General features: G+C 64.2%; 26 protein-coding genes. 8 read left to right on the forward strand and 18 right to left on the reverse strand.

Annotation, left to right across the window (positions count from 1 at the left end; translation table 11 throughout):
- Positions 1-278 precede the first annotated feature (278 nt).
- Complete coding sequence (locus CAG29_RS05200; protein ID WP_085580622.1) at positions 279-1,004, reverse strand: SDR family oxidoreductase; 726 nt, start codon at positions 1,002-1,004, stop codon at positions 279-281.
- Positions 1,005-1,115: 111 nt separating this feature from the next.
- Here CAG29_RS05200 and CAG29_RS05205 point away from each other — a divergent pair, with 111 nt between their 5' ends.
- On the forward strand, positions 1,116-1,952 hold the full coding sequence (locus tag CAG29_RS05205) for a LysR family transcriptional regulator (RefSeq protein ID WP_085580624.1): 837 nt from the start codon (positions 1,116-1,118) through the stop codon (positions 1,950-1,952).
- Positions 1,953-2,048: 96 nt separating this feature from the next.
- On the opposite strand, the gene CAG29_RS05210 is transcribed toward CAG29_RS05205, so the two are convergent.
- A complete protein-coding gene (locus CAG29_RS05210) occupies positions 2,049-2,903 on the reverse strand; it encodes a LysR family transcriptional regulator (protein WP_085580626.1) in 855 nt (284 codons plus the stop codon).
- An 89-nt stretch (positions 2,904-2,992) separates the two neighbouring features.
- On the opposite strand from CAG29_RS05210, the gene CAG29_RS05215 reads away from it, so the two are divergent.
- Positions 2,993-3,430, forward strand: a complete 438-nt coding sequence (locus tag CAG29_RS05215) for a multidrug/biocide efflux PACE transporter (RefSeq protein WP_085629589.1) — start codon at positions 2,993-2,995, stop codon at positions 3,428-3,430.
- A 162-nt stretch (positions 3,431-3,592) separates the two neighbouring features.
- Here the strand turns inward: CAG29_RS05215 and CAG29_RS05220 are convergent, their stop codons facing one another.
- From CAG29_RS05220 to CAG29_RS05235, 4 genes are all read right to left on the reverse strand, one after another.
- Positions 3,593-4,315 carry a TylF/MycF/NovP-related O-methyltransferase gene (locus CAG29_RS05220; RefSeq protein WP_065259304.1) on the reverse strand — a complete coding sequence of 241 codons (723 nt, stop codon included), beginning with the start codon at positions 4,313-4,315 and terminating at the stop codon, positions 3,593-3,595.
- On the reverse strand, positions 4,312-5,178 hold the full coding sequence (locus tag CAG29_RS05225; protein ID WP_085580630.1) for a hypothetical protein: 867 nt from the start codon (positions 5,176-5,178) through the stop codon (positions 4,312-4,314). The genes CAG29_RS05220 and CAG29_RS05225 overlap by 4 nt, the downstream gene beginning before the upstream one ends.
- Before the next feature lie 178 nt (positions 5,179-5,356).
- Positions 5,357-6,970 (reverse strand): inorganic phosphate transporter, encoded by a 1,614-nt coding sequence (locus CAG29_RS05230; protein ID WP_085629591.1) that lies wholly within the window; start codon positions 6,968-6,970, stop codon positions 5,357-5,359.
- A gap of 143 nt (positions 6,971-7,113) precedes the next feature.
- The gene (locus CAG29_RS05235) at positions 7,114-8,136 is read right to left on the reverse strand and encodes a transporter (protein WP_085629593.1); all 1,023 of its coding nucleotides are present in this window, start codon (positions 8,134-8,136) and stop codon (positions 7,114-7,116) included.
- Positions 8,137-8,409: 273 nt separating this feature from the next.
- Here CAG29_RS05235 and CAG29_RS05240 point away from each other — a divergent pair, with 273 nt between their 5' ends.
- Complete coding sequence (locus tag CAG29_RS05240) at positions 8,410-10,032, forward strand: methyl-accepting chemotaxis protein (protein WP_085580636.1); 1,623 nt, start codon at positions 8,410-8,412, stop codon at positions 10,030-10,032.
- A 651-nt stretch (positions 10,033-10,683) separates the two neighbouring features.
- On the opposite strand, the gene CAG29_RS05245 is transcribed toward CAG29_RS05240, so the two are convergent.
- Positions 10,684-10,989 carry a PepSY domain-containing protein gene (locus CAG29_RS05245; RefSeq protein WP_085578264.1) on the reverse strand — a complete coding sequence of 102 codons (306 nt, stop codon included), beginning with the start codon at positions 10,987-10,989 and terminating at the stop codon, positions 10,684-10,686.
- A gap of 154 nt (positions 10,990-11,143) precedes the next feature.
- Between CAG29_RS05245 and CAG29_RS05250 the strand changes: the two genes are divergently transcribed.
- The gene (locus CAG29_RS05250; RefSeq protein WP_085693933.1) at positions 11,144-12,022 is read left to right on the forward strand and encodes a sterol desaturase family protein; all 879 of its coding nucleotides are present in this window, start codon (positions 11,144-11,146) and stop codon (positions 12,020-12,022) included.
- A 1-nt stretch (position 12,023) separates the two neighbouring features.
- Here CAG29_RS05250 and CAG29_RS05255 read toward each other — a convergent pair whose 3' ends face one another.
- On the reverse strand, positions 12,024-12,707 hold the full coding sequence (locus CAG29_RS05255; RefSeq protein ID WP_256575493.1) for an AraC family transcriptional regulator: 684 nt from the start codon (positions 12,705-12,707) through the stop codon (positions 12,024-12,026).
- Positions 12,708-13,832 carry a glycerophosphodiester phosphodiesterase gene (locus tag CAG29_RS05260; RefSeq protein ID WP_085629599.1) on the reverse strand — a complete coding sequence of 375 codons (1,125 nt, stop codon included), beginning with the start codon at positions 13,830-13,832 and terminating at the stop codon, positions 12,708-12,710.
- A gap of 215 nt (positions 13,833-14,047) precedes the next feature.
- Here CAG29_RS05260 and CAG29_RS05265 point away from each other — a divergent pair, with 215 nt between their 5' ends.
- A complete protein-coding gene (locus CAG29_RS05265; RefSeq protein WP_085578258.1) occupies positions 14,048-14,374 on the forward strand; it encodes a DUF2025 family protein in 327 nt (108 codons plus the stop codon).
- 100 nt (positions 14,375-14,474) lie between these two features.
- Here the strand turns inward: CAG29_RS05265 and CAG29_RS05270 are convergent, their stop codons facing one another.
- Positions 14,475-14,795 carry an antibiotic biosynthesis monooxygenase gene (locus tag CAG29_RS05270; protein WP_085578256.1) on the reverse strand — a complete coding sequence of 107 codons (321 nt, stop codon included), beginning with the start codon at positions 14,793-14,795 and terminating at the stop codon, positions 14,475-14,477.
- Positions 14,792-15,499, reverse strand: coding sequence for a CTP synthase (locus CAG29_RS05275; RefSeq protein ID WP_085636648.1), 708 nt, complete (start codon positions 15,497-15,499; stop codon positions 14,792-14,794). Before CAG29_RS05275 ends, CAG29_RS05270 begins: the two co-directional genes overlap by 4 nt.
- Before the next feature lie 42 nt (positions 15,500-15,541).
- Between CAG29_RS05275 and CAG29_RS05280 the strand changes: the two genes are divergently transcribed.
- On the forward strand, positions 15,542-16,456 hold the full coding sequence (locus CAG29_RS05280; RefSeq protein WP_371856088.1) for a LysR family transcriptional regulator: 915 nt from the start codon (positions 15,542-15,544) through the stop codon (positions 16,454-16,456).
- 6 nt (positions 16,457-16,462) lie between these two features.
- Here the strand turns inward: CAG29_RS05280 and CAG29_RS05285 are convergent, their stop codons facing one another.
- From CAG29_RS05285 to CAG29_RS05295, 3 genes are all read right to left on the reverse strand, one after another.
- Entirely contained in the window at positions 16,463-16,987 is a 525-nt protein-coding gene (locus tag CAG29_RS05285; RefSeq protein ID WP_085578251.1) for a DUF1003 domain-containing protein, read from the reverse strand.
- Between the two features lie 153 nt (positions 16,988-17,140).
- Positions 17,141-18,193 (reverse strand): diguanylate cyclase, encoded by a 1,053-nt coding sequence (locus CAG29_RS05290; protein WP_085578298.1) that lies wholly within the window; start codon positions 18,191-18,193, stop codon positions 17,141-17,143.
- 157 nt (positions 18,194-18,350) lie between these two features.
- Complete coding sequence (locus CAG29_RS05295) at positions 18,351-18,959, reverse strand: TetR/AcrR family transcriptional regulator (RefSeq protein WP_085578250.1); 609 nt, start codon at positions 18,957-18,959, stop codon at positions 18,351-18,353.
- A gap of 214 nt (positions 18,960-19,173) precedes the next feature.
- On the opposite strand from CAG29_RS05295, the gene CAG29_RS05300 reads away from it, so the two are divergent.
- Positions 19,174-20,229, forward strand: coding sequence for an MBL fold metallo-hydrolase (locus CAG29_RS05300; protein WP_085578249.1), 1,056 nt, complete (start codon positions 19,174-19,176; stop codon positions 20,227-20,229).
- A 38-nt stretch (positions 20,230-20,267) separates the two neighbouring features.
- Here CAG29_RS05300 and CAG29_RS05305 read toward each other — a convergent pair whose 3' ends face one another.
- Positions 20,268-20,585, reverse strand: coding sequence for a hypothetical protein (locus CAG29_RS05305; protein ID WP_085629607.1), 318 nt, complete (start codon positions 20,583-20,585; stop codon positions 20,268-20,270).
- A 238-nt stretch (positions 20,586-20,823) separates the two neighbouring features.
- On the opposite strand from CAG29_RS05305, the gene CAG29_RS05310 reads away from it, so the two are divergent.
- Positions 20,824-21,963, forward strand: a complete 1,140-nt coding sequence (locus CAG29_RS05310; RefSeq protein ID WP_085693934.1) for a hypothetical protein — start codon at positions 20,824-20,826, stop codon at positions 21,961-21,963.
- A 3-nt stretch (positions 21,964-21,966) separates the two neighbouring features.
- Here CAG29_RS05310 and CAG29_RS05315 read toward each other — a convergent pair whose 3' ends face one another.
- The 3 genes from CAG29_RS05315 to CAG29_RS05325 form a co-directional block, all read right to left on the reverse strand.
- Positions 21,967-22,944: a hypothetical protein gene (locus CAG29_RS05315; RefSeq protein WP_085693936.1), complete on the reverse strand. Its 978-nt coding sequence runs from the start codon at positions 22,942-22,944 to the stop codon at positions 21,967-21,969.
- A 17-nt stretch (positions 22,945-22,961) separates the two neighbouring features.
- On the reverse strand, positions 22,962-23,378 hold the full coding sequence (locus tag CAG29_RS05320; RefSeq protein WP_085578245.1) for a very short patch repair endonuclease: 417 nt from the start codon (positions 23,376-23,378) through the stop codon (positions 22,962-22,964).
- Positions 23,379-23,581: 203 nt separating this feature from the next.
- Complete coding sequence (locus tag CAG29_RS05325) at positions 23,582-24,829, reverse strand: ribonucleotide-diphosphate reductase subunit beta (protein WP_085578244.1); 1,248 nt, start codon at positions 24,827-24,829, stop codon at positions 23,582-23,584.
- Positions 24,830-24,892: the final 63 nt, after the last annotated feature.

Below are 24,892 nucleotides of genomic sequence, written 5' to 3' on the forward strand. Positions count from 1 at the left end.
GTTGCGGTGTGCATCGCCGTTGTGGGGGGGCAGTGCCGGCCCCATCGCTGGCAAGCCAGCTCCCACAATGATCGCCGGTGTCCGCAAGATCCCCGCCCACCACAAAATCCTGTAGGAGCTTGCCTGCAAGCGATGAGGCCGGCACTGACGGCATCCATGCTGCTTGATACGCAGCCATCGCCAGCAGGCTGGCCCTCACAAAGTGTTGCGGTGCACATCGTCCTCCTGTGGGAGCCAGCCTGCTGGCGATGGGGCCCTCAAGGCCGGCAGCGCGGCAATCAGGCCTGCTGCCGGGTCGCCGCCATGACGATTTCGCGGATGCACACGCCCTGGGGCTGTTCATAGGCATAGGCGATCGCCGTGGCCACGTCCTCGGCGCTGAGCACCGTGCCGCCCATTTCCTGTTTCCACGCCTGGTAGCCGGTCTTGATCGCTTCGTCCGTGGTGTGGCTCAGCAGCTCGGTCTCCACCGCACCCGGCGCAATGGTGGTGACGCGCACGTTGTGCGGCGCCAGTTCCTCGCGCAGGTTCTCCGACAGCCCGTGCACGGCGAACTTGGTGCCGACGTACGCCACGTGGTTGGGGAACGTCTTGCGCCCGGCCACGGAACTGACGTTGATGATCGTGCCGCGCTTGCGTTCGATCATGCCGGCCACCACGGCGTGGATGCCGTTGAGCAGGCCCTTCACGTTCACATCGAGCATGCGCTCCCACTGGGCCGGATCCTGCTGGCTGATCTCGCCCAGCAGCATCACCCCGGCGTTGTTGATCAGCGCATCGGCCGGACCGAACTGCGCTTCGGCCTCGGCGACGGCGGCCAGCAGCGCGGTGCGGTCGGTGATGTCCACCCGACGGCTGAGGGTGTTCGGCAGCGCCAGGGCCTCCAGGCGTTCGATGCGCCGGGCCAGCAACAGCAGCGGGTGGCCGGCGGCGCTCAGGCGGCGGGCGGCGGCTTCGCCGATGCCGGAACTGGCTCCGGTGACGATGATCAACGGTTTGCTCATGACTGCACTCCTGAAGCAAAAAAAACGAATGGCTGGATGTGCGGCGCAGTATATTTAGCCCGTTTCAGGCTGAAAAATGCCTTATTTCTCTGTCTGGCATCGGAACGCTCTATGGATATCCGCCATCTCAAAGCCTTTCTCGCCGTGTTCGAGGAACGCAACATCACCGCAGCGGCGCAGCGCCTGTTCATCAGCCAGCCGACGCTGTCGGTGACGGTCAAACAGCTTGAGGAGGAGCTCGGCGCCACCTTGTTCCTGCGCCAGCCGCGCGGGGTGGAGGTCAGCGACGAGGCGCGCCTTTTGTACCCGCAGGCCCGGCGCATGGTGGCCGAGGCCCAGGCCCTGAGCCGGATGTTCCGCAGCGGCGAGCACCGTGTGCCACTGACCCTGGGCATCGAAGGCGACATCGCCGCCAGCCACATCGAAGCCTTCGTGCGCATGGCCCGCCAAGCCTTGCCTCACCTGCTGCTGACGCTGGAGGAGGGGTGCCTGGGCGACGGTCGGCTGGCGGTCGAAGAGATGTGCTGCGAGGACGAACTGTTCCTGCCGCTGTGGGAGGAACCCTACGTGCTGGCACTGTCGGCCGATCACCCGATGGCCGCTGCCGAGACGGCGTGGGCCCCCATCGAAGACTGGATCACCTGCCCGCAGCACCCGTCCCATCAGCGCCTGATGGCGCTGTACGGCCGTTCGCCTCAGGCCGTGGCCGGGCATGCCGGATCATTGCGTCAGGCGCTGCACATGGTGGCGGCAGGCATCGGCGCTGCGATGCTGCCACGCTCCTTGGCTGCGGGGCACGAGCGGGTGGCGGTGCGGGCGCTGCACCTGCCGGCACCGACCCGGCGGGTGGGCCTGTGCTATGCGGCGCAGGCGCTGGAGCTGCCGGCTATGCGTGGCCTGCATGAGTTCTTTCAGGTGAACGGGCCTGCGGTGATCGACGCGGCTTGAGCGGTTGTTTGCGGGGACGCCATCGCGAGCAGGCTCGCTCCCGCAAGGGCGCTCATTCCTCTGTAGGAGCGAGCCTGCTCGCGATCGGCCGCGCCGCTATTCCAGCATCTGGCTGAGCATCCAGCTGCCCGCCGGTCCCGGCGGAAACTGCCGCGACCACAGCGCATCGACGAACACCGGTTTCGGCCAGCCGCGCACGTTCAGCTCCGTCAACGTGCCGTTGCCGAAGCGCCCCACCAGCCAGCGCGGCAGCGGCGCCCAGCCGAACCCGCGCTGGGCCATCTCCAACAGCATCAGGTAGCTGGGCGCCGACCAGACGCGGCCCTTGGCCCGGGAGCCGTAGGGATTGACGATGGTCGCCAGGCGCAGTTCGCGGTGTTGCTCCAGCGTCTGCGGATCGATGGATTCCAGCGCCGCCAGCGGATGCCCGCGTCCGACGAACAACGCGATCTCAGTGCGCTCGTTCACCGTGGCGGTCTCCAGGTCCGGCGGGTAATGGTCGCGCATCTCGACGAACGCCAGATGGGCCCGGCCCCGTTGCACCAAGGCGATCAGGTCGTCGCATTCGGCGATCAGGCATTCGAGCTCCAGATCCGGGTAACGCTGTTCGAACGCGCTGAGCGACGCTTCGAAGCGGTCGGACTGGTAGGTGTCGGAAATCGCCACCGTCAGCTTCGGCTCGACCCCTTGGGCCAGTTGCCGCGCGGTCATTTCCAGGCGGCTGCCGGCCGCCAGGATCGCCTCGGCCCGCTGCAGCATCACATGGCCCGCCGGGGTCAAGGTCGGCTTGCGGCTGCTGCGGTCGAACAGGACAAGATCCAGGTCGATCTCAAGGCTCGCCACTGCGGCGCTGACGGTTGACTGGCTGCGCCCCAGCTTGCGCGCCGCCGCCGAAAACGAGCCTTGGGTCGCGGCCTGGACAAACGCCTGCAGCACTTCTTGAGAGGCCATGAACTATCGCCTTGATCGATGGTTATTGATTATGAAGTATCGATGCGGGGTTGGATGATGGCAACCATCATCACTCAAGGAGTCAGGTCATGACGGCCCCTAAATCCATCACTGAACGCATTTGCCAGGCCATCGGTTTCGAGGTGCTGGCGATCCTCATCTGCACGCCGCTGCTGGCCTGGATCATGGGCAAGCCGCTGCTCGACATGGGCGTGGTCACCGTGGTCGTCGCCGTGCTGGCGCTGGTGTGGAACGTGGTGTTCAACGGTGCGTTCGACCGTGTGCTCAAGCGTTTGCGCATCCGCCACAACGCCTGGGTGCGGGTGGTGCACGCGCTGCTGTTCGAGGGGGGACTGGTGCTGCTGGGCGTGCCGCTGATCGCCTGGTGGCTGTCGGTGAGCCTGTGGCAGGCGTTCCTGCTCGACATCGGCGTGCTGCTGTTCTTCCTGCCCTACACCTATGTGTACCACTGGGCGTATGACGTGGTGCGCGAGCGGCTGGTGCTGCGCAGTGCCTGCGAGGGCTGAAGGGAACGGCGCCGGCCGGCCCGGCGCCATCGCCAGCAGGCTGGCTCCCACAAGGTTCTGCGGTGAACACAAAGGTTGCGTTCACCCGGATCCCCTGTGGGAGCCAGCCTGCTGGCGATACGTCAGTGAGGGCAGCGCAAGGCAACTGCCCCCGCTACGCGATCAAACGTGGAAGTAACCCACGCACGAATCGAACGGCAGGCGCTTGAGTTCGATCTTGTTCAGGTCCAGCACTTCGCGCAGGGCCTTGGTTTCGCCCGGGAAGTTGCGGTAGGCCACTTCGTCCAGCACCACGATGGCGCCTTTGGGCATGTACGGCAGGAAAGTCTCCAGCGCGACCTTGGTTGACTCGTACAGGTCGGTGTCCAGGATCAGCATGGCCACGACCAGGTCAGGACGGGTCTTGACCCATTCCGGCACGGTCTTGACGATGTCGCCCTTGACCAGTTCGCAGCGCGGGATGCGGTTGACCGGGCGCAGCAGGTCGTTGGCGTCGATCATGTCCTGGATCAGCGACTGGTCGGTGTCGGAGAACATGGTTTCGTTGACGTCGGCCGGATCGTCGGTCTTGCTGATGCTCTGGAAGCCTTCGAAGGTGTCGAAGCCGACGATGGAGCGGTTGATCGCGTACGGCTCCAGGATCATCGACAGGTGCATGTAGAGCATCAGCGAGTTGCCCTTGTACACGCCGCACTCGATGATCGCGCCCGGGATCTCGGCGACTTTCTTGAACAGTTCCATGCGCGACAGCGCGGCGGTGACGCCGATGCGGTTGGCGAACACGAACGGGGCGTCGGCCACGTATTCGGCGTCCACGCGCTTGAGGACGCCGGCGCGGGTTTCGTTGTATTGGGCTTCGGCAGGCGTGATGCGACGCTTGGTCATTGCTGGATTCCTTGGAAATTCGAGAAGTCGTGGGCGTGGAAGTAGTCTTTGAAGCCGGCGCCGACGTCCGGGCACGCGCTGTCGACGTTGATCGCGCCGCGGTTGTGCTTGAGGTCATCGAGGTGCATCAGGCGGAAGTCGACGCTGAAACGGGTGTGCTGCGTGTGGTTGGCGACCGTGCCGTGCAGGTGCGAGCCGGAGAAGATCAGCATGTCGCCGGTGTTGCCGGCCACGCGCAGTTCGGCTGCGGTGTCGATCTCTTCCAGCGGCACCGGGTGCACGCGGACTTCTTCCTTGAGGTTGTCCTTGGCCTTGTGGCGCTGGTTGTTGATCCAGTCGTTGAGGCTCCACTGGGCGGACGAGTTCTTCACCGGCACATCGAAGTAGCCGGTGTTGATCATCATGGTCTGGTCCGGGGAAATGGTGTGCACCGGCATCCAGGTGTTGATCTGGCAATCGACGCTGCCGTACCAGGTGTCGCGGTGCGGCTTGTAGGCGTAGCTGACGCCGGCGTGCAGGTAGTCGTAGTTCGGCACCACACGGATGCGCGGCACGTCGAAGATGTATTCGTGCGGGTCGACGCCGATCTCGTCGATGAAGCTCAGGATCAGCTCCTTGGCGCGCAGGCTGTTGGTGAACTGGCCCTTGAGGCGGGTCACCCGCACCACGAACTCTTCCACCGGCATCAGCGTGTGCAGCGCCTGGTGGCGGGTTTCGCCGTCGAACGCTGCGGTGATGCTTTCCTGGGCGAATTCGCACAACTGGCGGGCGGCGCGCAGTTGGGTGTTCAGGAAGATGTCGCCGGCGTAGATGGCTTCTTTGAAGTCAGCCTTTTGCTGCAGCTGATTGATATACAGGTTCACGGTTCTTTTCCCTGAATGCATCGAATGACTTATGAGTCGGCATCATGCCGGCAAACTGAAGCGCAATCTGAGCGGTCGGTGTCCGATGGCAGGGTTATCGGACGGCCGGGCGCCCGGCAGGCGGGCACGAAAGAATCCCGGCCCTGAAGCGGGCCGGGATTTTACGGTGACGGGCGGTTCAGAAAATCAGGGTGAACAGCCAATACAGGCTGCCCGACAGCACGATCGCCGCCGGCAGCGTCAGCACCCAGGCCATCAGCAGGTTGCGGATGGTCTTCATCTGCAGGCCGCCGCCGTTGGCGACCATGGTGCCGGCCACGCCCGAGGACAGCACGTGGGTGGTCGACACCGGCAGGCCGAACATGTCGGCGGCGCCGATGGTCAGCATCGCCACGGACTCGGCCGAGGCGCCTTGTGCGTAGGTCAGGTGGGTCTTGCCGATCTTCTCGCCGACCGTCACCACGATGCGCTTCCAGCCGACCATGGTGCCCAGGCCCAGGGCGATGGCCACGGCGATCTTCACCCACAGCGGAATGAAGCGGGTGGCGTTGTCGATCTGCTGCTTGAACAGTTGCAGCTTGCCGGTGGTGTCGGCGTCGAAGCCGCCGACCTTGTTCTTGTCCATCAGGCGGATGGTTTCGCTGGCCAGGTACATGTCGTTGCGCACGTTGCCCATGGCCTCGGCGGGCACCTTGGACAGCGAGCCGTAGCCTTTCACTTCTTCACCGATGTGGCCGGTCAGCGCAGCGAGGGCCGGGACCAACTGCGGCGTCGTTTCCTTGCTGCGCACGTAGTCCGACAGCACCGGGCGCGGGTCGGCCGGGGCCGGCAGCGGCGCGCTCTTGACCAGCGCCTGTTGGGTGACTTCGGCCACCGCCGCGAACTGCAGGGTCTGGTCGGCGGGCATGGTGCGGTTCAGCGCGTAGGCCATCGGCAGGGTGCCGACCAGGATCAGCATGATCAGGCCCATGCCTTTCTGGCCGTCGTTGGAGCCGTGGGCGAACGACACGCCGGTGCAGGTCAGGATCAGCAGGCCGCGGATCCACCATGGCGGCGGGGTGTTGCCCTTCGGCGCCTTGTACAGCGAGCGGTTCTTGACGAACGCGCGCAGGGCCAGCAGCAACAGCGCCGCGCAGCCGAAGCCCACCAGCGGCGACAGCAGCAGCGCGTAGCCGATCTTGGTCGCCTGGGCCCAGTCCACGCCGCTGGTGCCGTCGCGCCCGTGCATCAGGGCGTTGGCCACGCCGACGCCGATGATCGAGCCGATCAGGGTGTGCGACGAAGAAGCCGGCAGGCCCAGCCACCACGTGCCGAGGTTCCACAGGATCGCGGCGATCAGCAGGGCGAAGATCATCGCGAAACCGGCGGAGGAGCCCACCTGCAGAATCAGCTCCACCGGCAGCAGGGCGATGATGCCGAACGCCACCGCGCCACTGGAGAGCAGCACCCCGAGGAAGTTGAAGAACCCGGACCAGATCACCGCGAAGTGCGGCGGCAGCGAGTGGGTGTAGATCACCGTGGCCACCGCGTTGGCGGTGTCGTGGAAGCCGTTGACGAACTCGAACCCCAGCGCGATCAGCAGTGCCACGCCCAACAGCAGGAACGGTGTCCAGGTGGTGACCACCGTGCCCAGCTCGTGCATGTCGTGCACCAGGCTGTAGGCGGTGAACAGCAGCCCCAGGGCCAGCACCGCGAAAAACACCACGTAGGTAAAGGGGCCGGTTTTCTTGTCGAGTGTCGGCCGGCCGCTGGAGGCAGTCGGTTGGCCGGCGGTCAGGGAGGGCGTCGCCATGGGAGGACAATCCTGAGCGGGGGAAGGAGTGTCGCCCATGATCGTTGCTGAATATTACAGAGAGACTGCGGCAGATCAGTGTTTGGTGGATTGGCTGCGCCGTTGGTCCGGATCATCGCCAGCCTGCTGGCGATGGCGGCGACTCAGTAATCGCGCCGTTTGCGAAACGCCCAGCGTCCGGCGATCAGGGTGAACGTCGCCACCAGCGCCACCAGGATCCAGAACCCCTCCGGATCCTGCGCCAGGGGCACGCCGCCGACGTTCATGCCGAAGAAACCGGCGATGATGTTGATCGGCAGCGCCAGCACCGTGACCACGGTCAGGGTGAACAGCGTGCGGTTGCTCTGTTCGTTGACGTTGGCGGCGATCTCTTCCTGCAACAGTTTGATCCGCTCGCCCAGGGCCGTGAGGTCGTTGATGATCAAGGCGAACTCTTCGGTGGATTTGCGCAACTCTTTGACGTCCTCCTTCTGCAGCCACGCCGGCGGGCGGTTGAGCAGGCGCAGCAGCGAGCCCGGCTCCAGCGCCAGCAGCCGTTGCAGGCGCACCAGCACCCGGCGGTTGGCGCCAAGCTCGGCGCGGTTGGTCGACAGCCGCGAGGACAGCAGTTCGTCCTCGACCTGATCGACGCTGAGGCTGGTCTTGCGCACGATCTGGGTGAGCACTTCGCCCTGGTCGCGCAGCAGGTGTACCAGCAGCTCCAGCGGCGAGCGGAAGCATTCGCCGGCCTTCACCGAGGAGCGCAGCTTGTCCACCGAGTGCAGCGGTTGCAGGCGCGCGCTGACGATCAGCTTGCCGCGCACGCAGACCCACAAGGTCGAGACGTCCGAGGACACCATGCTGCTGAGGTTGAACACCACGTCGTTGACCACCGCCAGCAAGGCCGAGTCGACGTGTTCGATGCGGGTCGAGCGTGAACCTTCGTGCAGCGCTTCGAAGAACTCCTCCGGCAATTGCAGGTGGCTCTTCATCCAGCGCTCGCACGCGGCGTGGGCCAGGTTCAGGTGCAGCCAGAGGAACTCGTCGCCTTCGCCGTCGTTCTGCAGGCAGCGCAGGGCGGTGGCCGAATCGACTTCGCGGCCGCGTTCGCCGGGGCGGAAGCGAAAACCGTAGAGCAAACCGAACAGGTCGGGGTCGCGATGACCGAGGTCGAGGCTGTGGTTCATGGAGACTCGCAGGGGAGGGCGTCTGTCGCGGGAGAGACAGGCTCACGTGTGCCCCATCATGGCGAGGCTTTGTGACCGTTGCGTGACGGTAAAGTGACGGCGGGTCAAGGGCTTACCGGCGGTCGGATCTTTCTCAAGAAGCGCGCTGGCGCGCCGATCACGCATGGGTTAGGTTGCGCGCCTTCGGCCAAGAGCCAAGGCCCGCCGACACGGATGTCCGGCACCATTCACGTCTTACCGGGCGTGCCTCATCCCTGTCATGAGTACCTTGCGATGCTGCAAAAATCCCTGAGAGCGCAAATTCTCGCCCTGCTGAGCGGCAGCCTGCTGGCGATGCTGTTGATCGCGCTGTCCTGCTTCCATTTCCTGTCCAACGGCGTGCAGAGCTACAGCCAGCTGATCGCCGGCCCGCTGCACACCTCGCAACTGATCGACGAAGCCAACCTGCAGTTCAAGGTGCAGGTGCAGGAGTGGAAGAATGTCTTGCTGCGCGGCAAGCAGCCGGCGGACCTGGCCAAGTATTGGGGCCAGTTCGAGGAGCGTCAGCGTGACGTCCAGACCATCCTGGGCGAACTGGCGAGCCAGTCCGGCATCGAGCCTTCACTCAAGAGCCGCATCGAACGCCTGCGCGAAGAGCACCGTCTGCTGGGCGCCGCCTACCAGAAGGGCCGTGACGCCTACGTGGCCGCCGGGGCCGATCCTGCGGCCGGCGACGCCGCCGTCAAGGGCGTGGACCGCGCCGCCAGCGACCAGATGAGCGAGCTGGTGGTCGAACTGCGCAAGCAAGGCACCGAGCAATCGGCGCTGATCAGCGCCAGCGCCGACCGCACCGTGTGGCTGGGCCTGTTGGTGATGCTCGCCTCCGGACTGCTGATCGGCCTGCTCAGCCTGTGGCTGGTCAACCGCAACCTGGTGGAGCCGATCCGCAAACTGATCGACTACGTCAGCCTGTTGAGCCAGGGCAAGTTCGCCGAGCGGGTGGCCAGCAACCGCCAGGACGAGCTGGGCAACCTGGCCGCGGCGGCCAACACCCTGCGCGACTTCCTCGCCGAGACCTTCAGCCACCTGCAACGCAGCGCCAAGGATCTGGACAGCGCCAGCGGCGAGCTGAACGCCATCGCCACCCTGATGGCCGGCGGCACCAACGAGCAGTTCAGCCGCACCGACCAGGTGGCCACCGCGATGAACGAAATGTCCGCCACCGCCCAGGAAGTCGCCCGTCACGCGGCGGACGCGGCGCGGGCCGCCGACGATGCCGACCAGTCCGCCCAGCAGGGCGAGAAGGTCATGCAGAACACCATTCACGCCATTACCCAGATGCGCGGCGAGATCGCCAACACCGCCACGGTGATCCGTCGCCTGGAGGCCGACAGCGGCCGCATCGGCAAGGTGCTGGAAGTGATCCGCGGCATCGCCGAGCAGACCAACCTGCTGGCGCTCAACGCCGCCATCGAAGCGGCCAGGGCCGGTGAGGCCGGACGCGGTTTCGCGGTGGTGGCCGACGAAGTGCGCAACCTGGCGCAGCGCACGGCGGAGTCGATCATCGAGATCAACCAGATCATCCACAGCGTGCAGACGGGCGCGGTGGACGCCGCCCATGCCATCGACAGCGGCCAGACCCGCAGCGACGAAAGCGTCGAGCAGGTGACCCAGGCCGGCGCCATGCTTGAGCGCATCACCCACGCGGTGGAAGCGATCCGCGACATGAACCGTCAGATCGCCACAGCGGCCGAGGAACAGACGTCGGTGGCCGAAGACATCTCGCGCAACCTGACCGAAATCACCTCGATCGCCAGCACCAACCTCGACAACGTCCAGCGCACCGAAAGCGCCAGCCAGAACCTGCACGGGCTGTCGGGGCAACTGAACGAAGTCACCGCCCGCCTGAGCGCCTGACGCCTGCGAACCTGTGGGGGGCAGACTGTTGGCGGTGGGCAGGCACTGGAGATGTCAACAGTGCCGGCCCTATCGCTGGCAAGCCAGCTCCCACAGGTTCCGGGGCGTTCACAGATGCAGGGTTGAACCCAGACACTGTGGGAGATGCAGGGTTGAACCCAGACACTGTGGGAGCTGGCTTGTCAGCGATGGGGGAGGGTCAGGCAACAGGGATATCGACTGGGTTGGCCTCATCGCTTGCAGGCAAGCTCCCACAGGTTCCGGGGCGTTCACAGATGCAGGGTTGAACCCAGACACTGTGGGAGCTGGCTTGTCAGCGATGGGGGTGGGTCAGGCAACAGGGATATCGACTGGGTTGGCCTCATCGCTTGCAGGCAAGCTCCCACAGGTTTTGAGTCGTTCTCAGATGCAGGGTTGAGCCCAGACACTGTGGGAGCTGGCTTGCCAGCGATGGCGGTGGGGCAGGCAACAGGGATGTTGGCAGTGCCGGCCTCATCGCTTGCAGGCAAGCTCCTACAGGTTCCGGGTCGTTCACAGATACAGGTTTGAACCCAGACACTGTGGGAGCCAGCCTGCTGGCGATGGCGTCCGTTCAGCCACCGCCGGCCAGGATCAAGTCAATTGCCCTGCTGGGAGGGACCATCTGCCGAATCAGGTGTCCTGCTTGTTGCTCAGCACCTTGCCGGTGGTGGCGTCGAAGTCCACGTCGAACTCCTTGCCGTCGGCGGTGCGCAGTTCGACTTCGTATTCGTAGCCGTTGAAGTGGTTGTCCAGGTCGGTGTCGGTGATGGTGGCGCCGGGATGCAGTTTCAGCGCGGCCTGGTTCATGTCCTCCAGCGGCTTGATCTTGCCGTCCTTGACCAGTTGCGGGATCTGGTCGACGCGCACGTCGGCCTGGGCCAGGCCAGCGGTGAGGGTCAGGGCGGCGGCGGTGAACAGGGCAGTCAAAGTCTTCATGGGTTATTCCTTTCAGGTGATTCGTTCAAGTGAGTTCAGGTTAACCGCCGCAACTTAATTCACCCTTAAAAAGCGCCGCGGCGGTTTGCGTCGTTTGTTCAATTGCCTGGTGTCCCTCCCTTTCATGCTCAGCCTTCAATCAATGGAGGTGGACATGAGACTCATCCTTGCGTGGTGTTACGCGCCGCTGTTCTTCGTGGGATTCATCGGCGCCGCCGTGTGGCTGGCGGGCGGATCGGCCGGGTGGCTGCTGCTGTTGTTTGTGCTGGCGCTGGCGGTGTCGTTCGCGGCGGAACGGGCCTTGCCCTACGAACCCGACTGGAACCGGCCCATCGGCGACCGCCGCCGTGACCTGCTGCACGCGTCGGTCAACGAGGCGTTGAACGCCCTCGGCCTGCTGGCGCTGCCGGGGCTGGCGGCGCTGCTGGCGGTCGACGGGCTGTGGCCGCGGGCGTGGCCGTTGTGGCTGCAACTGGGCCTGGCGGTGCTGGTGGCCGACGTCGGCATGAGCCTGATGCACTACGCCAGCCACCGGGTGCGCTGGCTATGGCGGCTGCATGCGGTGCACCACAGCGTCGAGCGCTTGTACGGCTTCAACGGCTTGATGAAGCATCCGCTGCATCAGACGCTGGAAGCCACGGCGGGGCTGCTGCCGCTGCTGGTGCTGGGGATTCCCGCCGAGGTCGCGGTGCTGCTGGCGTTCGCCATCGCGATCCAGCTCTTGCTGCAGCACTCCAACGTCGACATGCGCCTGGGGCCGTTGCGCCATGTCTTCGCCTGGGCACCGCTGCACCGCTTCCATCACATGAAGTACGGGCGGGCGGGGGACGTCAATTTCGGGCTGTTCTTCACCGTGTGGGATCGGCTGCTGGGCACCGCTTTCCACACGCAGGATTACCGGATCGGTGCAGGCGATCTGGGCATCGGCAGCCGGCCGGATTTCCCCCGGGACTACGTGGCGCAGTTGCTCGACCCGTTTGCGAGAGCGCACCTGGCCAAGGAGCCGGCGGTGCCCGAGGCGCTGCGCCGCTGAGTCAGTCCAGCAGCCGCAGTTCCATGTGCTGCAAGGCTTGGCGGGCGGTGACGCCGAACAGTTTCTTCAGGCTGCGGGAAAAGTGCGCCGAATCGGCGAACCCGGCGGCATGGGCGGCCTCCGTCACCGGTCGGCCGGCCAGCACCTGCGCCATCGCCAACCGCAGGCGCCGCCACAGCACCAGGCGCCGCACCGGCAGGCCGACCTGGCTGACGAACAGCCGCTGCAACTGGCTCAGGGACACATGGGCGCTGTCGGCCACGGTACGGGCGGCGACCTTGTCCGCCAGCGAGGCGTCGATGGCCACAAGCGCACGTTCGATCCGGGGATCGGCGTGCCGGCGGCGGGGGCAGTCGCGCAGCGTCTGTTCGAGCGCGGTCAGGGAAAGATCCGCATCGAACAGCGCATCGCGCAGTACCTGCGCCTCCAGCGCCAAGGGCTCGGCGTACACCGTGAACAGCGGATCCGGCGCCTCGACGATGGCATGGCGAACCTGTGAAGGGATCAGCAGGCGGGAGGCGGTGACGGGGGCATCATCCAGCAACACCGTCACCGGGCGGTCGGGGGCCAGAATCAATTGGTGGGCGTAGTGGGAATGGGGCGCGGTGCGCCCCGACATCCCGTGGATCAGGCCATGGTCGTGCCCGAGCCACAGGCGGCCTGTCCACGGGGTGTCCGGCTTCACTCAGAAACCGTTGTTCTTGAGCACCTGATCCACACTGGCGGCGGCCGGGCGCTTGTAGAACTTGAGCAGTTCGCTGGCGCGGTTGGTGAAGATGCCGTCCACGCCTGCGGCCATGACCTTCTCGAAGTCCACCGGCTCGTCGACGGTGTAGACGTGCACCAGCAGGCCCTGATCGTGGGTGTACTGGTTCATCCATGGTTGCACCAGGTCCGAGTAGCTCTGGTCGCCGCCGTGGGTCAGCTTCGCCGACGGGCCGGTGCCGATGGCGCCTTGGGCCTTGGCGTAGTCGATCCACTGCTTGAACTCGGCCTCGGACTTCGGCTCCTGCTTGCCGTAGTAGGCGTTCTTGTCCTTCTCGCCGGAGTCGGCGAAGGCCACCTTGGATTTCGGTTCGATGCTGCCTTCACCGACCCACAGCAGCAGGATCTTCGGCACCTGCGGCATTTCCTTCTCCAGCAGCTCAAGGCTGTTCTTCTCGAAGGTCTGCAGGATCACCTTGCCTTTGCCCTGGCCGACGCCCAGTTCGCTCTTGGCCAGTTTCGAACCGGCCGGGCTGAGCCAGCCGCGGTCCTGCAGCTTTTCCTTCAGGTCATGTTCGATGCCGGGGAACAGCTGCGGCTCCTTGGTCTCGATGTACAGGCCCGGCTTGTGCTTGGGGTTGGCCTGGGCGATGTCGATGATTTCGTCGAGGGTCAGGATTTTCAGGCCCGCATAGGAGGCGCGTGCGCGGTCCGGATAAGCCTTGTTGTACCAGCTGCCGGCGTCCAGGGTTTTCAGCTCGGCCATGGTGAAGGCGTTGGCCGGGCTGTCCTTGCGCTCAGGGAACTTGGTGGCGACGTCAGTGGTGCGCTGCAGGTTGTTGTCGTGCAGGGCGAACAGCACGCCGTCCTTGCTGCGCTGAAGATCCATCTCCAGGTAATCGGCGCCCAGGTCGCGGGCCAGTTTGTAGGACGCGGCGGTGGATTCCGGCGCGTCGAAGGAGGCACCGCGGTGGGCGATCACCGCCGGGCGCGGAATCCCCAGGGAAGCGGCCAGTTCGGCAGGGGCCGGCTGGGCGGCGTGGGCCTGGCCGAGACCGAGCATCAGGCTCAGCATCAGGGCGCTTTTGGTGAAAGTGGCGGGCATGTCGAGGTCCTTTCGCAGGTATTTTCGAAGATGTCCCTTTTAGCAACTCAAACGAAAACGTGCTATCGCAAGACCGACATAAACGTACTGAAAGCGAAAATTTCCGCACTTTTGTGCGTTTGTTTGCAGTACGCTTGGCCACGGCAACCACCCCGGCAGAGGGTGTGCCTCAATGCCCTGCGTGTAAACCTTCGATCACTCTTGTGAGGTTTACCATGCGCATCACATCCCAACTCATCTGCCAGGCGGCCGACGACCTCAAGGGCTTCGTCGGCCTCAACCGCAAGACCGGCCGCTACATCGTGCGCTTCAGCGAAGACTCCTTCGGCATGGACGTGGCCGACGACGGCATCGTGCCGGCCAGCGAATTCGTCTGGGCCCAGGCCCCGGACCAGGCCATGACCCTCAAGCGCGAACTGATCCAGCTGCTGCTCGACCAACACATCGATGACCGGATCAACATCACCGAACCGCTGCGGGTGTACATGCGCAAGCGGGAGGTGCCGGAGATCGTGGCGGTGCGCAGCCTGGTCAAGGGCTGAGTCCGGGGTGACCCGCCTATCGCCATCGCCAGCAGGCTGGCTCCCACAGGGGATCTGGTGACAGCCTGCTGGCGATGGGGCCTCAATGACACTGCAGCCTTCAGCCGAACCGGTAATCCCGCTCCACCTTGCACACCCGCGTATGAAACGCCGAATACCAGGTCGAACGCCCGCGCTCGCGGATGGCCTGGTGTTCCGGATGGTTTTTCCACGCCAGGATCGCCGCCTCGCTCGTCCAGTACGACACCGTGATCCCCACGCCGTCGTCACCCCGGACCGACTCGGTGCCCAGGAAACCCGGCTGGCGTTGCGCAAGCTCCACCATGCGGGCGGCCGCCTCGGCATAGCCCTGATCCCCTTCGGTGCGGGACGAGGTGAAAATCACCGCGTAGTAGGGCGCCTTCGGGGTCTGGGCGATCATGGTCGTACCTCCGCGCAGGCCTGGACAAACGCACGCACCAACGGCGGCAACTGGCCTTTGAGCGCCGCCCGTTCGGGCTGGAACAGCGTGGCGACGAAGAACGGGTGACCGGTCAGTTCGATGGCGCGCAGATCGCCGGACGAGTCGTGGCCCACCGCGTGCAGAGGGCCGTTCAGCAAGTCTTGCTGGAACTGCGGATTCACACCGTAGCGGCAGCGATAGCCCTCAAGGATCTGCGACGTTTCATACGCCTTGGCGATCAACGAACCGGCTTCCAGGTGAATGCTGTCCATCGTCTCCACCAACGAACAGCTCAGCGGCGAAAGCACTGCGCGGTTCGAATCCGGGGACACTTCGCCGTGTTCGGCATCGGCCCAGCCCAGCACATGGCGGGAAAACTCCAGCACCGCATGCTGAAAGCCGCCGCAGGTGCCGAGGAATGGGCGCTGCCGTTCGCGGGCAAAACGGATCGCCCGCAACGCGCCGTCTTCGCTTCTGTAAGGGCTGGCCGGGACGCACCAGACACCGTCGAAGGCCGCCAAGGGCGTATCGGCGTCGATCCGGTCGGTGGCCAGCCATTCGAACTGCACAGTCAGGCCGGTGTGTTCGGCAGCCATGCCGAGGGCGACGGGGATTGCCTGGTGAGCGGTGACGTTCGGGTCGCGGTCGCCGATCAGGGCGATGCGCAGGGCTCTGGATTCCATGAGGGTTCACCGTGCTTGTTGTGGGATCGGGCCCACTATAGATTGGCGTCCACGCACTCAATATTGGCGTTTGCCCAAGTGATCAATGCAGCCACGCACTATCGTCTCGACTACCCGGATCTGTCGCTGATCCTCGCTTTGGTGCGCGGCGGCTCCCTGGCCCGGGCCTCGCAGTTGCTGAAGGTGGATGTGTCGACCGTGTTCCGCGCGGTGCGCCGCCTCGAATCCGCGCTCGGCCAGCAACTGTTCGAAAAGAGCCGCGCCGGTTACCTGCCCACCACGCTGGCGCGGACGCTGGCCGAACAGGCGGAGCGCGCCGAGCAGGCGCTGGAGGCGGCGCGGATCGGCGTGGAGCAGGGCGGGGAAGTGGTCAGCGGCACCGTGCGCCTGACCTGCACCGACTCGGTCTTGCAGGGCCTGTTGTTGCCGGCGTTGGCGCAGTTCATGCCCAACTATCCGGCGCTGACCCTGGAGCTTTGCACCTCCAACGATTTCGCCAACCTCAGCCGCCGCGACGCCGACATCGCCCTGCGCCTGACCCGCACGCCGCCGGAGCATCTGGTCGGACGGCAGCTGGCGAAGATTTCCTACCGGGTGTGCGCCAGCGAACGTTACCTGCGCAACGTCGATGCCACGGATCTTGGCGCACTGGCCTGGATCGCACCGGACGACTTCCTGCCCGATCACCCGACCGTGGTCTGGCGCCGTCAGCACTGGCCCGGCGTGACGCCTGCCTATCGGTGCAACAGCATGCTGTCTGTCACTGAACTGGTGCGGGGCGGATTGGGGGTGGCGGCGTTGCCGGACTTTCTCATCGGCGACGGTCTGCAAGCCTTGAGCGAACCGCTGCACGGCCACGACACGGCCCTTTGGCTGCTGACCCGGCCGGACTGCCGGGCGTTGCGTGCGGTGGTCACGCTGTTCGACGAGCTCGGGCGGGCGTTGCGCTTGCCGTGACGCGGCTCAGCGCTGCGGATTGTCGCGCATGTGCTGATGCAGCTCGCTGGTCAGGCTTTCGATGCGCTCGGTCAGGTTCTTGGTCATTTCCGTGAGCCGGGTGTTCTGCTCCAGCAGTTCGAGCAGTTGCGCGGCGTTCTTCGCGGCCTGGGCCTGGCGTTCGCTGTTGGCCACGGCCAGCGCTTCGCGGTGCTGCGCGTCGGCCTCCGACTGGGCCTTGTCCCGGGCCGCCTGGCGGGTCTGGGCCAGCAGGATCAGCGGCGCGGCGTAGGCCGATTGCAGGCTGAACGCGAGGTTGAGGAGGATGAACGGGTACACGTCGAAATGGGTGACGCCGGACATGTTGAGCGCGACCCACAGCACCACCACCAGCGTCTGCGCCCCCAAGAACATGGGCGTGCCGAAGAACCGCGCAAAGGCCTCGGCGCGCAGGGCGAAGGCGTCGGTGCCGAAGGTGGGGGCGAGGTGGGCATGGGGGCGGTGGAAACGCAGGTGGTCGACAGCGGCTGAATCGGGTTTGGACGGGGTCATGGTCGGCTCGGTGGGGCTCTGGGGTTACGGGTCACTATAGCGTTGTGCGGGGGGCGGATGGCCGAGGCCGGGCTGGTGGTCACGTAAAACACTGTGGGAGCCAGCCTGCTGGCGATGGCGGCAGCCTCGGCGCTGCAAGACGCCTGGGCGGACTCAGACGCTGGATCGGCTCAAGGCCACGCAGACGGTGTTCCGTCCGGTGTGCTTGGCGGTGTAGAGCGCCTTGTCGGCGTCATCCAGCCAGTCCAGTGCGTCGGGGTAGAGGCCTTGGTAACGGGCCAGGCCGATGCTCAGGCTGACCCGCAAGGCGGGCACGTCCGGGTGGCGGTAGCGATCCAGGGCCTGGCGCAGTTGCTCCATCAAGGCCTCGACCTTGTTCAGCGGCAGGTTGGGCAGGATCGCGCAGAACTCGTCGCCGCCGTAGCGGCCCGCCAGTTCGCTGTCCGGCAGCAGGCGTTTGATTTCATGGCTCAGTTGTCGCAGCACGGTATCGCCGACGATGTGACCGTAGCTGTCGTTGATCGCCTTGAAGTGGTCGATGTCGATCAAGGCCAGAATGGCCTGGCTGCCGTGCGCCCGGCATTGGTCGAACTTCAGGTGCAGCAGGTCTTTCCAGGCGCCGTGGTTGAGCAGGCCGGTCAGGCTGTCGGTGCGGCTCAAGGCGCTGAGGGTGCGCTTGTGTTCGGCCAGCTTGATCGCCAACCGGTAGCAGACCATGCCCAACGCCAGCGGATAGAGGGTGAGCATCGGCAGGCAGGCCCAGACCTGAATCGGCGTGGCCGTGAGCGTGAACCGCACGCCGAACAGCGCCCAGCCCAGCAGCACTCCGGCCAGCTGGGCGAGGGCGCCGGGCACGAACAGGCGCAGGCCGCCGGCGGCGACGTTGTTCATGGTCATCATCGAGAGGATGGTCACGGTGGTCAGCGGGTTGAACTGGAAGCACGCGGTCCAGAAACCGCCGCACACCGAGTCATACAGCAGGTTGCGGCGTTCGGCGCGGTAGGGGAAGGCCGAGCGGCTGGAGCATTGGTAGGCGAGGTGGGGCCAGATAAACCCGTTGAACACCAGCAAGGCCCAGAGCCAGGCCGGCATGCCCAGCGGATAGAGGGCGGCGCCGACGCTGAAGAAGCCGACACCCAGGCCGATGGCCCGCGGCAAGTAAATGCGTCTGGCGAATGACAAGCCTTTGCCGCGTTGGTTTTCCATGATGTTCTGCGCCAGATTCATTCTGAAACACTTTGATGTGTTCTTCTCGGACTTACCGTTCATCGGCAAATTGTCGGACATTGTCATTTATTCCAGCGGGAATAATCAGTGTCCTTCCGAGCCATTTAACCGTGGGCAGAAGCAACGGAAGCCCGGGCTAGAGCTGATAGCGGGCCAGGAACATGTCCAGCGCCGCCTCCACGACGGTGTGCTGCATGTCTGGGTTCAGAGCCGCCCGGCCCATGGACATCTGTGGCCAGAAACCGAACGCTTTGATCAGACCCTGTATCTGCTGGGACGCGAATTCGGGATCCGCCGGCTTCAACCGGCCGTCGGCCTGGGCGGCCCGTATCCAGGAGGTCAGGCCTTCCTCCCGCTCGCCCAGACGCGCCACCATGTTCTGTGCCCTTTCCGGGGAATGAATGGTGGTGGCGATCACCACCCGGGCCAAGGTGAGGAAGTTTTCGTCGGCCATCAGTTGCACCTTGGCCATTACCCGCTCGCGCAATTGCTCGCGCAGGGGCTGGTCGGCGCTGTAGGGCGTGGTCTGCTCGGCGGAAATCCGCGCCCACAGTTGGTTGAGGATTTCGGTGAACAGCTCCTCCTTGCTGGGGAAGTGGTTGTACACCGTGCGTTTCGACACCCCGGCGGTGGCCGCAATCTTGTCCATGCTGGTGACGTCGAACCCGTTGGCGCGGAATTCGGCGATCGCCGCCTGGATGATGGCTTCGCGTTTGCGGTCGGTGAGGCGTTGGGGGGCTGTCATAAGTTCGATTCGGCAGGCAGAGGGTGAAATTACACTCGGCAGTTTACTTGCCGTCCGGTTTGATGCAACCTAGAAAGTACACCGGTCAGTGTAATGTTGCGTTAATCGGTGCACCCTAAAACCAGATGTCCGGCTGATGCGTGCGTGCCTTGGCCATTTACTGTCCTACCCTTGGAAGACCGTGCATGGCGCGGTTCTCTGGAGTCATTCCGTCATGGCCGAATCCGTTTCTTCGATGAGCAACGCCACCGCGCCCGAAGCCTCCCGCCAGGCCCAGGGGCTGTTTCGCAACCATGCGCCGGTGCAGCGTGAAGGTTTTGGCAAGATGATGCGCATCATGTGGAACATGATCTTCCACAAACCGCGCAATACCCGTCCGGCCGCCGCCATTCCGGTGCAGGCCCTGACCCGCGCCGACCTGTTGGCGGCACCGAACCACAGCGTCTACCGCCTTGGCCATTCGACCCTGCTGCTCAAGCTGCAAGACAAGTTCTGGGTCACCGACCCGGTGTTCGCCGAACGTGCCTCGCCGGTGCAATGGGCCGGCCCCAAGCGCTTTCACCAGCCGCCGATCAGCATCGACGAACTGCCGCCGATCGAGGCGGTGATCCTGTCCCACAACCACTATGACCATCTCGACCAACAGGCCGTGCTTACGCTGGCGGACAAGGTCAAGGTGTTCCTTACCCCGTTGGGCGTGGGCGACACCCTGACCAAGTGGGGCATCGACGCGGACAAGGTTCGCCAGTTCGACTGGTGGCAAGGCACCGACGTCGCCGGCATCCGCTTCATCGCCACGCCGTCGCAGCACTTTTCCGGTCGTGGCCTGTTCGACGGCAACAGCACCCTCTGGGCTTCGTGGGTGATCATCGACGGTGACACGCGAATTTTCTTCAGCGGCGACAGCGGCTACTTCGATGGCTTCAGGCGCATCGGCGAACAGTTCGGCCCGTTCGACCTGACCCTGATGGAAACCGGTGCCTACAACGTCGAATGGCCCCACGTGCACATGCAACCGGAGGAGACCCTGCAGGCCCACCTCGACCTCAAGGGCCGCTGGCTGTTTCCGATCCACAACGGCACGTTCGACCTGGCGATGCACGCCTGGCACGAACCCTTCGACCGTATCCTGGCCCTCGCCTGGGACCGCAGCGTCGCCATCACCACTCCGCAGATGGGGGAGGTCTTCAACTTGGCGCAGCCACATCGCGGGAGTGCGTGGTGGCTGGCGGTGGAAGGGGATGCAGAGGTGCTGGTGCAGGGGGCCTGAGGGTACCGAACCGGTTCGCGCCTGCGAGGCAAACCGGACTATTCCGCCATCGCGAAGTCGCTGCGGCCGCCAAGGTCGTGCGTCATGCCCTTCACATTCCCGCCCCGCGCCGGCGCAAAGCCGGGGAAAAACACCAGCCCCTGCGCCTCGAAGCGGTAGGTCAACGCGAGGCGCGAGGCCTCCGCCACGTCCTGCTGCGCTTCGAAGCGCTGGATGTCATCCGTGGAGACGCCGGCCTCCCGCGCCAGCGCCTCCACACTCCAGCCCAGCATCGCCCGGGCCTGGGCGCAGTGCGTCGGGGTGAACTGGAACAGGGCAATGCGTTCGAGAATGAGGTTCATCGCAGAAGTGGCCATGGTGGTGTGCTCCGGGCGCAGAAATGCTGGCTGAAAATGTACTGTGTTTTTGTACAGTTGTTTTCAGGCCGGATCAAACGCAATTTCGCGTTTTTGCGAACCAACGGCAGTTGACCGGACGAACGGTGCAAGCGGCTGCGCCTCGATTCCCGCACGCAACCTCGCCATAATGCGCCCCGCGTTTGACTGCGCCGGTTCCAAGCCCGGCGCGACCTCCTACTCATTCAGGGATCGATTCATGTTCAAGGGATTGTTGCGTCCGGCCTTGGCGGCCACTGCGCTGTTCGCGCTTATGACGGCTGCTCACGCCGCCGATACCCGTCAGGTCTTTACCGGTACGCTGGGCAAGATGCCGATCGTCCTGGAAGTGAACACCGCCGATGCGGAACAGGTGAGCGGTCGCTATTTCTACGAGAAGTACCACCGTGACCTGGAGCTCGGCGGTACGCTGCAGGACGGCGTGCTCACGCTCAACGAAGGCAACTCCCGTTACAGCGCAGAAGACAAACCCTTGCCGACTCTCACGCTGACACGGGCCGGCAACGGCTGGCAGGGCGAGTGGCAGAGCCCGCAGGGCAAAAAGCTGCCGGTGCGTCTCACTCAGGCCGCATTGCCTGCCCCGGCGCCAGGCGCATTGCCCTATGTCGCTGCATTGCCGGGCAGCGACCCCTACGAGTATCTGCGGCTGCGCGGGCTCACGCTCAAGCCGGTGAAAAAAGAGACGTTCATGGGCTACGACCTGCAATGGTGGGCAGAGCCTGAGTCGAAGATTTCACTGTTCACGGTCGAGTCCGGCTACGCAAAAGAAGAACGGCAACGCATCAACGAACATCTGCTCGGCCGGCTCTGGAGCGAAGTCAGCGACTATCACCGCTGCATGATGGATGGCGGCGAATATGCCGAGTTCGATCAAGGGGCTGCCCCCACGTTCCTGTCGCCGGAAGTGGTCAGCCTGGAGATTTCCACCGGCTACAACTGCGGCGGTGCCCATCCGGACTTCGGCAGTTCGCCGATCAACCTCGATGTGCGCACCGGCGAGCTGTTGAAGCTCAAGGATGTGCTGTGGATCGGCAAGCCTGACAGTCAAGCGACCGAATACGATCAGGGCAAGGTCATGGCGCCATGGCTGGTCAAACAGTTCGCCACGCTCTATCCCGAAGAAATGAAGAAGCCTGCCGAAGACGACGGCGAGTGCGACTACACCGACGAAAGTGTCTGGGGATATTCCAACTGGCACTTCACGGCGAAGGGCATTTACATGGGCGCTTACTTCGCGCGCATCCAACGCAACTGTGACAACCCCGAGTGGTCCGTGTTGCCGTACTCGGTGGTCAAGCAACACCCCGGCGTCGTCAAACTGCAACTGCCCCAGGGCTGAGGGTCACGCCAACCCCGGCGCTTCCCGCACTATGAAGTGATCCAGGTTTTCAATGTTTGCACTGAACACCCCGAACGTCTGTTCGGGGTTTTTCTTGCTCGGCACCTGCTTCAGCTCCGGCGTCACGCCATAGAAGAAACAGAACAGTTCCTTGTCGCTGTCGATAGCGTGCTTGATCTCTTCCAGGAACGCCTTGCGCTTGCGGTAGTTGTCGATGAGTTTCTTGCTCAGGTACACGTTCACCGAATACGGTTTCTTCTTCGCCTCGTCCGCTTGCTTGAACCAGACCTTCTGTTCGAAGTCGATGCGCAGGCTTTGGGTGTAGTCCTTGATCTCCTTGATCTTGCCCCAGTAGATCAGCCCTTTGTTGTCCAGCAGGTATTCGACCTTCTTGAAGAACGAACCATAGGGCGCGGTGTGTTCGCCGATCTTGAGCGGCATGCGCTTGAGCAGTTCCTTGTCGGCGAAGTTCGACACGAAACATTCCACCGGGTGGGCGAAGACCGTGGTCTTGTCCGGCGCCGTGTCGCGGCCTGCGGACGGCTTGGCGTTCGTCGGCTCTGCACGGAGCGGATCGTCCCGCCGCACATCCGCCCCCACTTCCACAGCCGGCGGCTTGCGCACGTATTCACGTCGGGTCAGCAGCAACTCAGACGGAAAGTGCTCTTCCCGCCCTTCGTCGCCGTCCTCTGTTTCGCTTCCCGACGCCGACGCTTTCAGGCTCGCGTACGGACATCCCGCCACATGCTGCGTCGTCGGCAGGTTCTTGAAGTGCGGTGTGCGTACGTAGTTCACGTTCTTGGCATTGAACGTCACCAGTCCGTTCGACGCCTCGAACGCCGTGCGGCAGGCATCGTTGGGGCACTGGAATTGTTCTTTGGCCGAATCGAAGTCCACTGTCTCGTCGAAGTTGAGGTCGCGGACGTCATAGATCGAAAGTTTGTCGTCGAGGCTGACGCAATAGGCGAGGTCGAACTTCATGGCGGGTACTGGTTCCTTCAGTGGAGCGGGGCGGTGAGCGTCTGAATGCGTTCCTTGATGCGATCAAGATCCTTGAGTTCGCACTCCCAGATCACATCGACACGCCAGTCCAACAGCTTCAGCTTGTTAATGCAACGCTCGTCCCGTTGGGCATTGGCCTCGAACTTCTGCGACCAATACTCAGGGCGCGTTTTAGGAACGGACGCGAACTTGCAGCCATGCCGATGCCAAAAGCAACCGTGCACGAAGAGGCACAGCCGATGCTTGGGAAAGACCAGGTCAGGCGACCCCGGCAGGTCTCGCCGATGCAAACGAAACCGCAGCCCCATCGCATGGCACAAGGAGCGGACGACCCGTTCAGGCTTGGTGTCCTTGCCCTTGATCTGCGCCATGAGCCTGGAGCGCTGCTCTGCCGTGATCCGGTCTGCGCACATACCGATCCGCCTCTTGGGGCTTGCGTCTGCGGACAAGCATGGGAGCGTTGCGGCGACCAGGTCAAGGCGCCGTTGCGAGGGAGCGGCTACCTCGCCACAGAGGACGGATATTCGGGCAAAAAAAAGCCCCGATCAGATCGGGGCTTTTGCTTTTTCGGCTGGTCGACTCAGGCCGCAACCGTCAAACCGTGGCGAACCGGGGATCAATCCCAGCTCAACGCACCACCGGTTTGGTACTCGATCACACGAGTCTCGAAGAAGTTCTTCTCTTTCTTCAAGTCCATGATCTCGCTCATCCACGGGAATGGGTTGGTGGTGCCCGGGTATTCTTCCTTCAGGCCGATCTGCGACAGGCGACGGTTGGCGATGAACTTCAGGTAGTCCTCCATCATCGCCGCGTTCATGCCCAGCACGCCGCGAGGCATGGTGTCGCGGGCATATTCGATTTCCAGCTGGGTGCCTTGCAGGATCATCTGCGAAGCTTCTTCCTTCATTTCGGCGTCCCACAGGTGCGGGTTTTCGATCTTGATCTGGTTGATCACGTCGATGCCGAAGTTCAGGTGCATGGATTCGTCGCGCAGGATGTACTGGAACTGCTCGGCGACGCCGGTCATCTTGTTGCGGCGGCCCATGGAGAGGATCTGGGTGAAGCCGCAGTAGAAGAAGATGCCTTCCAGGACGCAGTAGTAGGCGATCAGGTTGCGCAGCAGTTCCTTGTCGGTTTCGACGGTGCCGGTGTTGAATTCCGGGTCGGAGATGGCGCGGGTGTATTTCAGGCCCCAGGCGGCTTTCTTCGCGACCGACGGGATCTCGTGGTACATGTTGAAGATTTCGCCTTCATCCATGCCCAGCGATTCGATGCAGTACTGGTAGGCGTGGGTGTGGATCGCCTCTTCGAAGGCCTGGCGCAGGATGTACTGGCGGCATTCCGGGTTGGTGATCAGACGGTACACGGCCAGGGCCAGGTTGTTGGCGACCAGGGAGTCGGCGGTGGAGAAGAAGCCCAGGTTGCGCATGACGATGCGGCGCTCGTCTTCGGTCAGGCCTTCCGGGTTTTTCCAGAGGGCGATGTCGGCGGTCATGTTGACTTCTTGCGGCATCCAGTGGTTCGCGCAGCCGTCCAGGTACTTCTGCCAGGCCCAGTCGTACTTGAACGGTACGAGTTGGTTGAGGTCGGCGCGGCAGTTGATCATGCGCTTTTCGTCGACGGCGACACGGGCGGCGGAGCCTTCGAGTTCGGCGAGGCCTTCGGCGACGTCGAGCGAATCCAGTGCGGCCTTGGCGCGGGCGACGGCGGCCGAGTCGTTGGCGGTCACGGCGCGGGCCTCGAGGGCGGCGGCGCCGCCGGCGCTGTCGAGGCGGTCCAGGGTGGCTTCGGCATTGTTGCCGGCGGCGGCTGGTTTGGCCGCTGCTTCACTGTCTTCTTTGTCGAAATCGTCCCAGCTCAGCATGACGTGTCGTCTCCTGCGTGAGGGCCGGATGCCCGTGTGAAAACCGGTTGTGGGTTGTTCACA

The organism is Pseudomonas sp. B7(2017), from assembly GCF_002112745.1.
In the GTDB taxonomy this organism is placed as follows: Bacteria; Pseudomonadota; Gammaproteobacteria; order Pseudomonadales; family Pseudomonadaceae; genus Aquipseudomonas; species Aquipseudomonas ekonensis.

What these genes read in the sequence shown, in the direction of transcription:
- CAG29_RS05200 (WP_085580622.1), bottom strand. Translation starts at nt 1,004, where the DNA reads ATGAGCAAACCGTTGATCATCGTCACCGGAGCCAGTTCCGGCATCGGC.
- CAG29_RS05205 (WP_085580624.1), top strand. Translation starts at nt 1,116, where the DNA reads ATGGATATCCGCCATCTCAAAGCCTTTCTCGCCGTGTTCGAGGAACGC.
- CAG29_RS05210 (WP_085580626.1), bottom strand. Translation starts at nt 2,903, where the DNA reads ATGGCCTCTCAAGAAGTGCTGCAGGCGTTTGTCCAGGCCGCGACCCAA.
- CAG29_RS05215 (WP_085629589.1), top strand. Translation starts at nt 2,993, where the DNA reads ATGACGGCCCCTAAATCCATCACTGAACGCATTTGCCAGGCCATCGGT.
- CAG29_RS05220 (WP_065259304.1), bottom strand. Translation starts at nt 4,315, where the DNA reads ATGACCAAGCGTCGCATCACGCCTGCCGAAGCCCAATACAACGAAACC.
- CAG29_RS05230 (WP_085629591.1), bottom strand. Translation starts at nt 6,970, where the DNA reads ATGGCGACGCCCTCCCTGACCGCCGGCCAACCGACTGCCTCCAGCGGC.
- CAG29_RS05235 (WP_085629593.1), bottom strand. Translation starts at nt 8,136, where the DNA reads ATGAACCACAGCCTCGACCTCGGTCATCGCGACCCCGACCTGTTCGGT.
- CAG29_RS05240 (WP_085580636.1), top strand. Translation starts at nt 8,410, where the DNA reads ATGCTGCAAAAATCCCTGAGAGCGCAAATTCTCGCCCTGCTGAGCGGC.
- CAG29_RS05245 (WP_085578264.1), bottom strand. Translation starts at nt 10,989, where the DNA reads ATGAAGACTTTGACTGCCCTGTTCACCGCCGCCGCCCTGACCCTCACC.
- CAG29_RS05250 (WP_085693933.1), top strand. Translation starts at nt 11,144, where the DNA reads ATGAGACTCATCCTTGCGTGGTGTTACGCGCCGCTGTTCTTCGTGGGA.
- CAG29_RS05260 (WP_085629599.1), bottom strand. Translation starts at nt 13,832, where the DNA reads ATGCCCGCCACTTTCACCAAAAGCGCCCTGATGCTGAGCCTGATGCTC.
- CAG29_RS05265 (WP_085578258.1), top strand. Translation starts at nt 14,048, where the DNA reads ATGCGCATCACATCCCAACTCATCTGCCAGGCGGCCGACGACCTCAAG.
- CAG29_RS05270 (WP_085578256.1), bottom strand. Translation starts at nt 14,795, where the DNA reads ATGATCGCCCAGACCCCGAAGGCGCCCTACTACGCGGTGATTTTCACC.
- CAG29_RS05275 (WP_085636648.1), bottom strand. Translation starts at nt 15,499, where the DNA reads ATGGAATCCAGAGCCCTGCGCATCGCCCTGATCGGCGACCGCGACCCG.
- CAG29_RS05285 (WP_085578251.1), bottom strand. Translation starts at nt 16,987, where the DNA reads ATGACCCCGTCCAAACCCGATTCAGCCGCTGTCGACCACCTGCGTTTC.
- CAG29_RS05290 (WP_085578298.1), bottom strand. Translation starts at nt 18,193, where the DNA reads ATGGAAAACCAACGCGGCAAAGGCTTGTCATTCGCCAGACGCATTTAC.
- CAG29_RS05295 (WP_085578250.1), bottom strand. Translation starts at nt 18,959, where the DNA reads ATGACAGCCCCCCAACGCCTCACCGACCGCAAACGCGAAGCCATCATC.
- CAG29_RS05300 (WP_085578249.1), top strand. Translation starts at nt 19,174, where the DNA reads ATGGCCGAATCCGTTTCTTCGATGAGCAACGCCACCGCGCCCGAAGCC.
- CAG29_RS05305 (WP_085629607.1), bottom strand. Translation starts at nt 20,585, where the DNA reads ATGGCCACTTCTGCGATGAACCTCATTCTCGAACGCATTGCCCTGTTC.
- CAG29_RS05310 (WP_085693934.1), top strand. Translation starts at nt 20,824, where the DNA reads ATGTTCAAGGGATTGTTGCGTCCGGCCTTGGCGGCCACTGCGCTGTTC.
- CAG29_RS05315 (WP_085693936.1), bottom strand. Translation starts at nt 22,944, where the DNA reads ATGAAGTTCGACCTCGCCTATTGCGTCAGCCTCGACGACAAACTTTCG.
- CAG29_RS05320 (WP_085578245.1), bottom strand. Translation starts at nt 23,378, where the DNA reads ATGTGCGCAGACCGGATCACGGCAGAGCAGCGCTCCAGGCTCATGGCG.
- CAG29_RS05325 (WP_085578244.1), bottom strand. Translation starts at nt 24,829, where the DNA reads ATGCTGAGCTGGGACGATTTCGACAAAGAAGACAGTGAAGCAGCGGCC.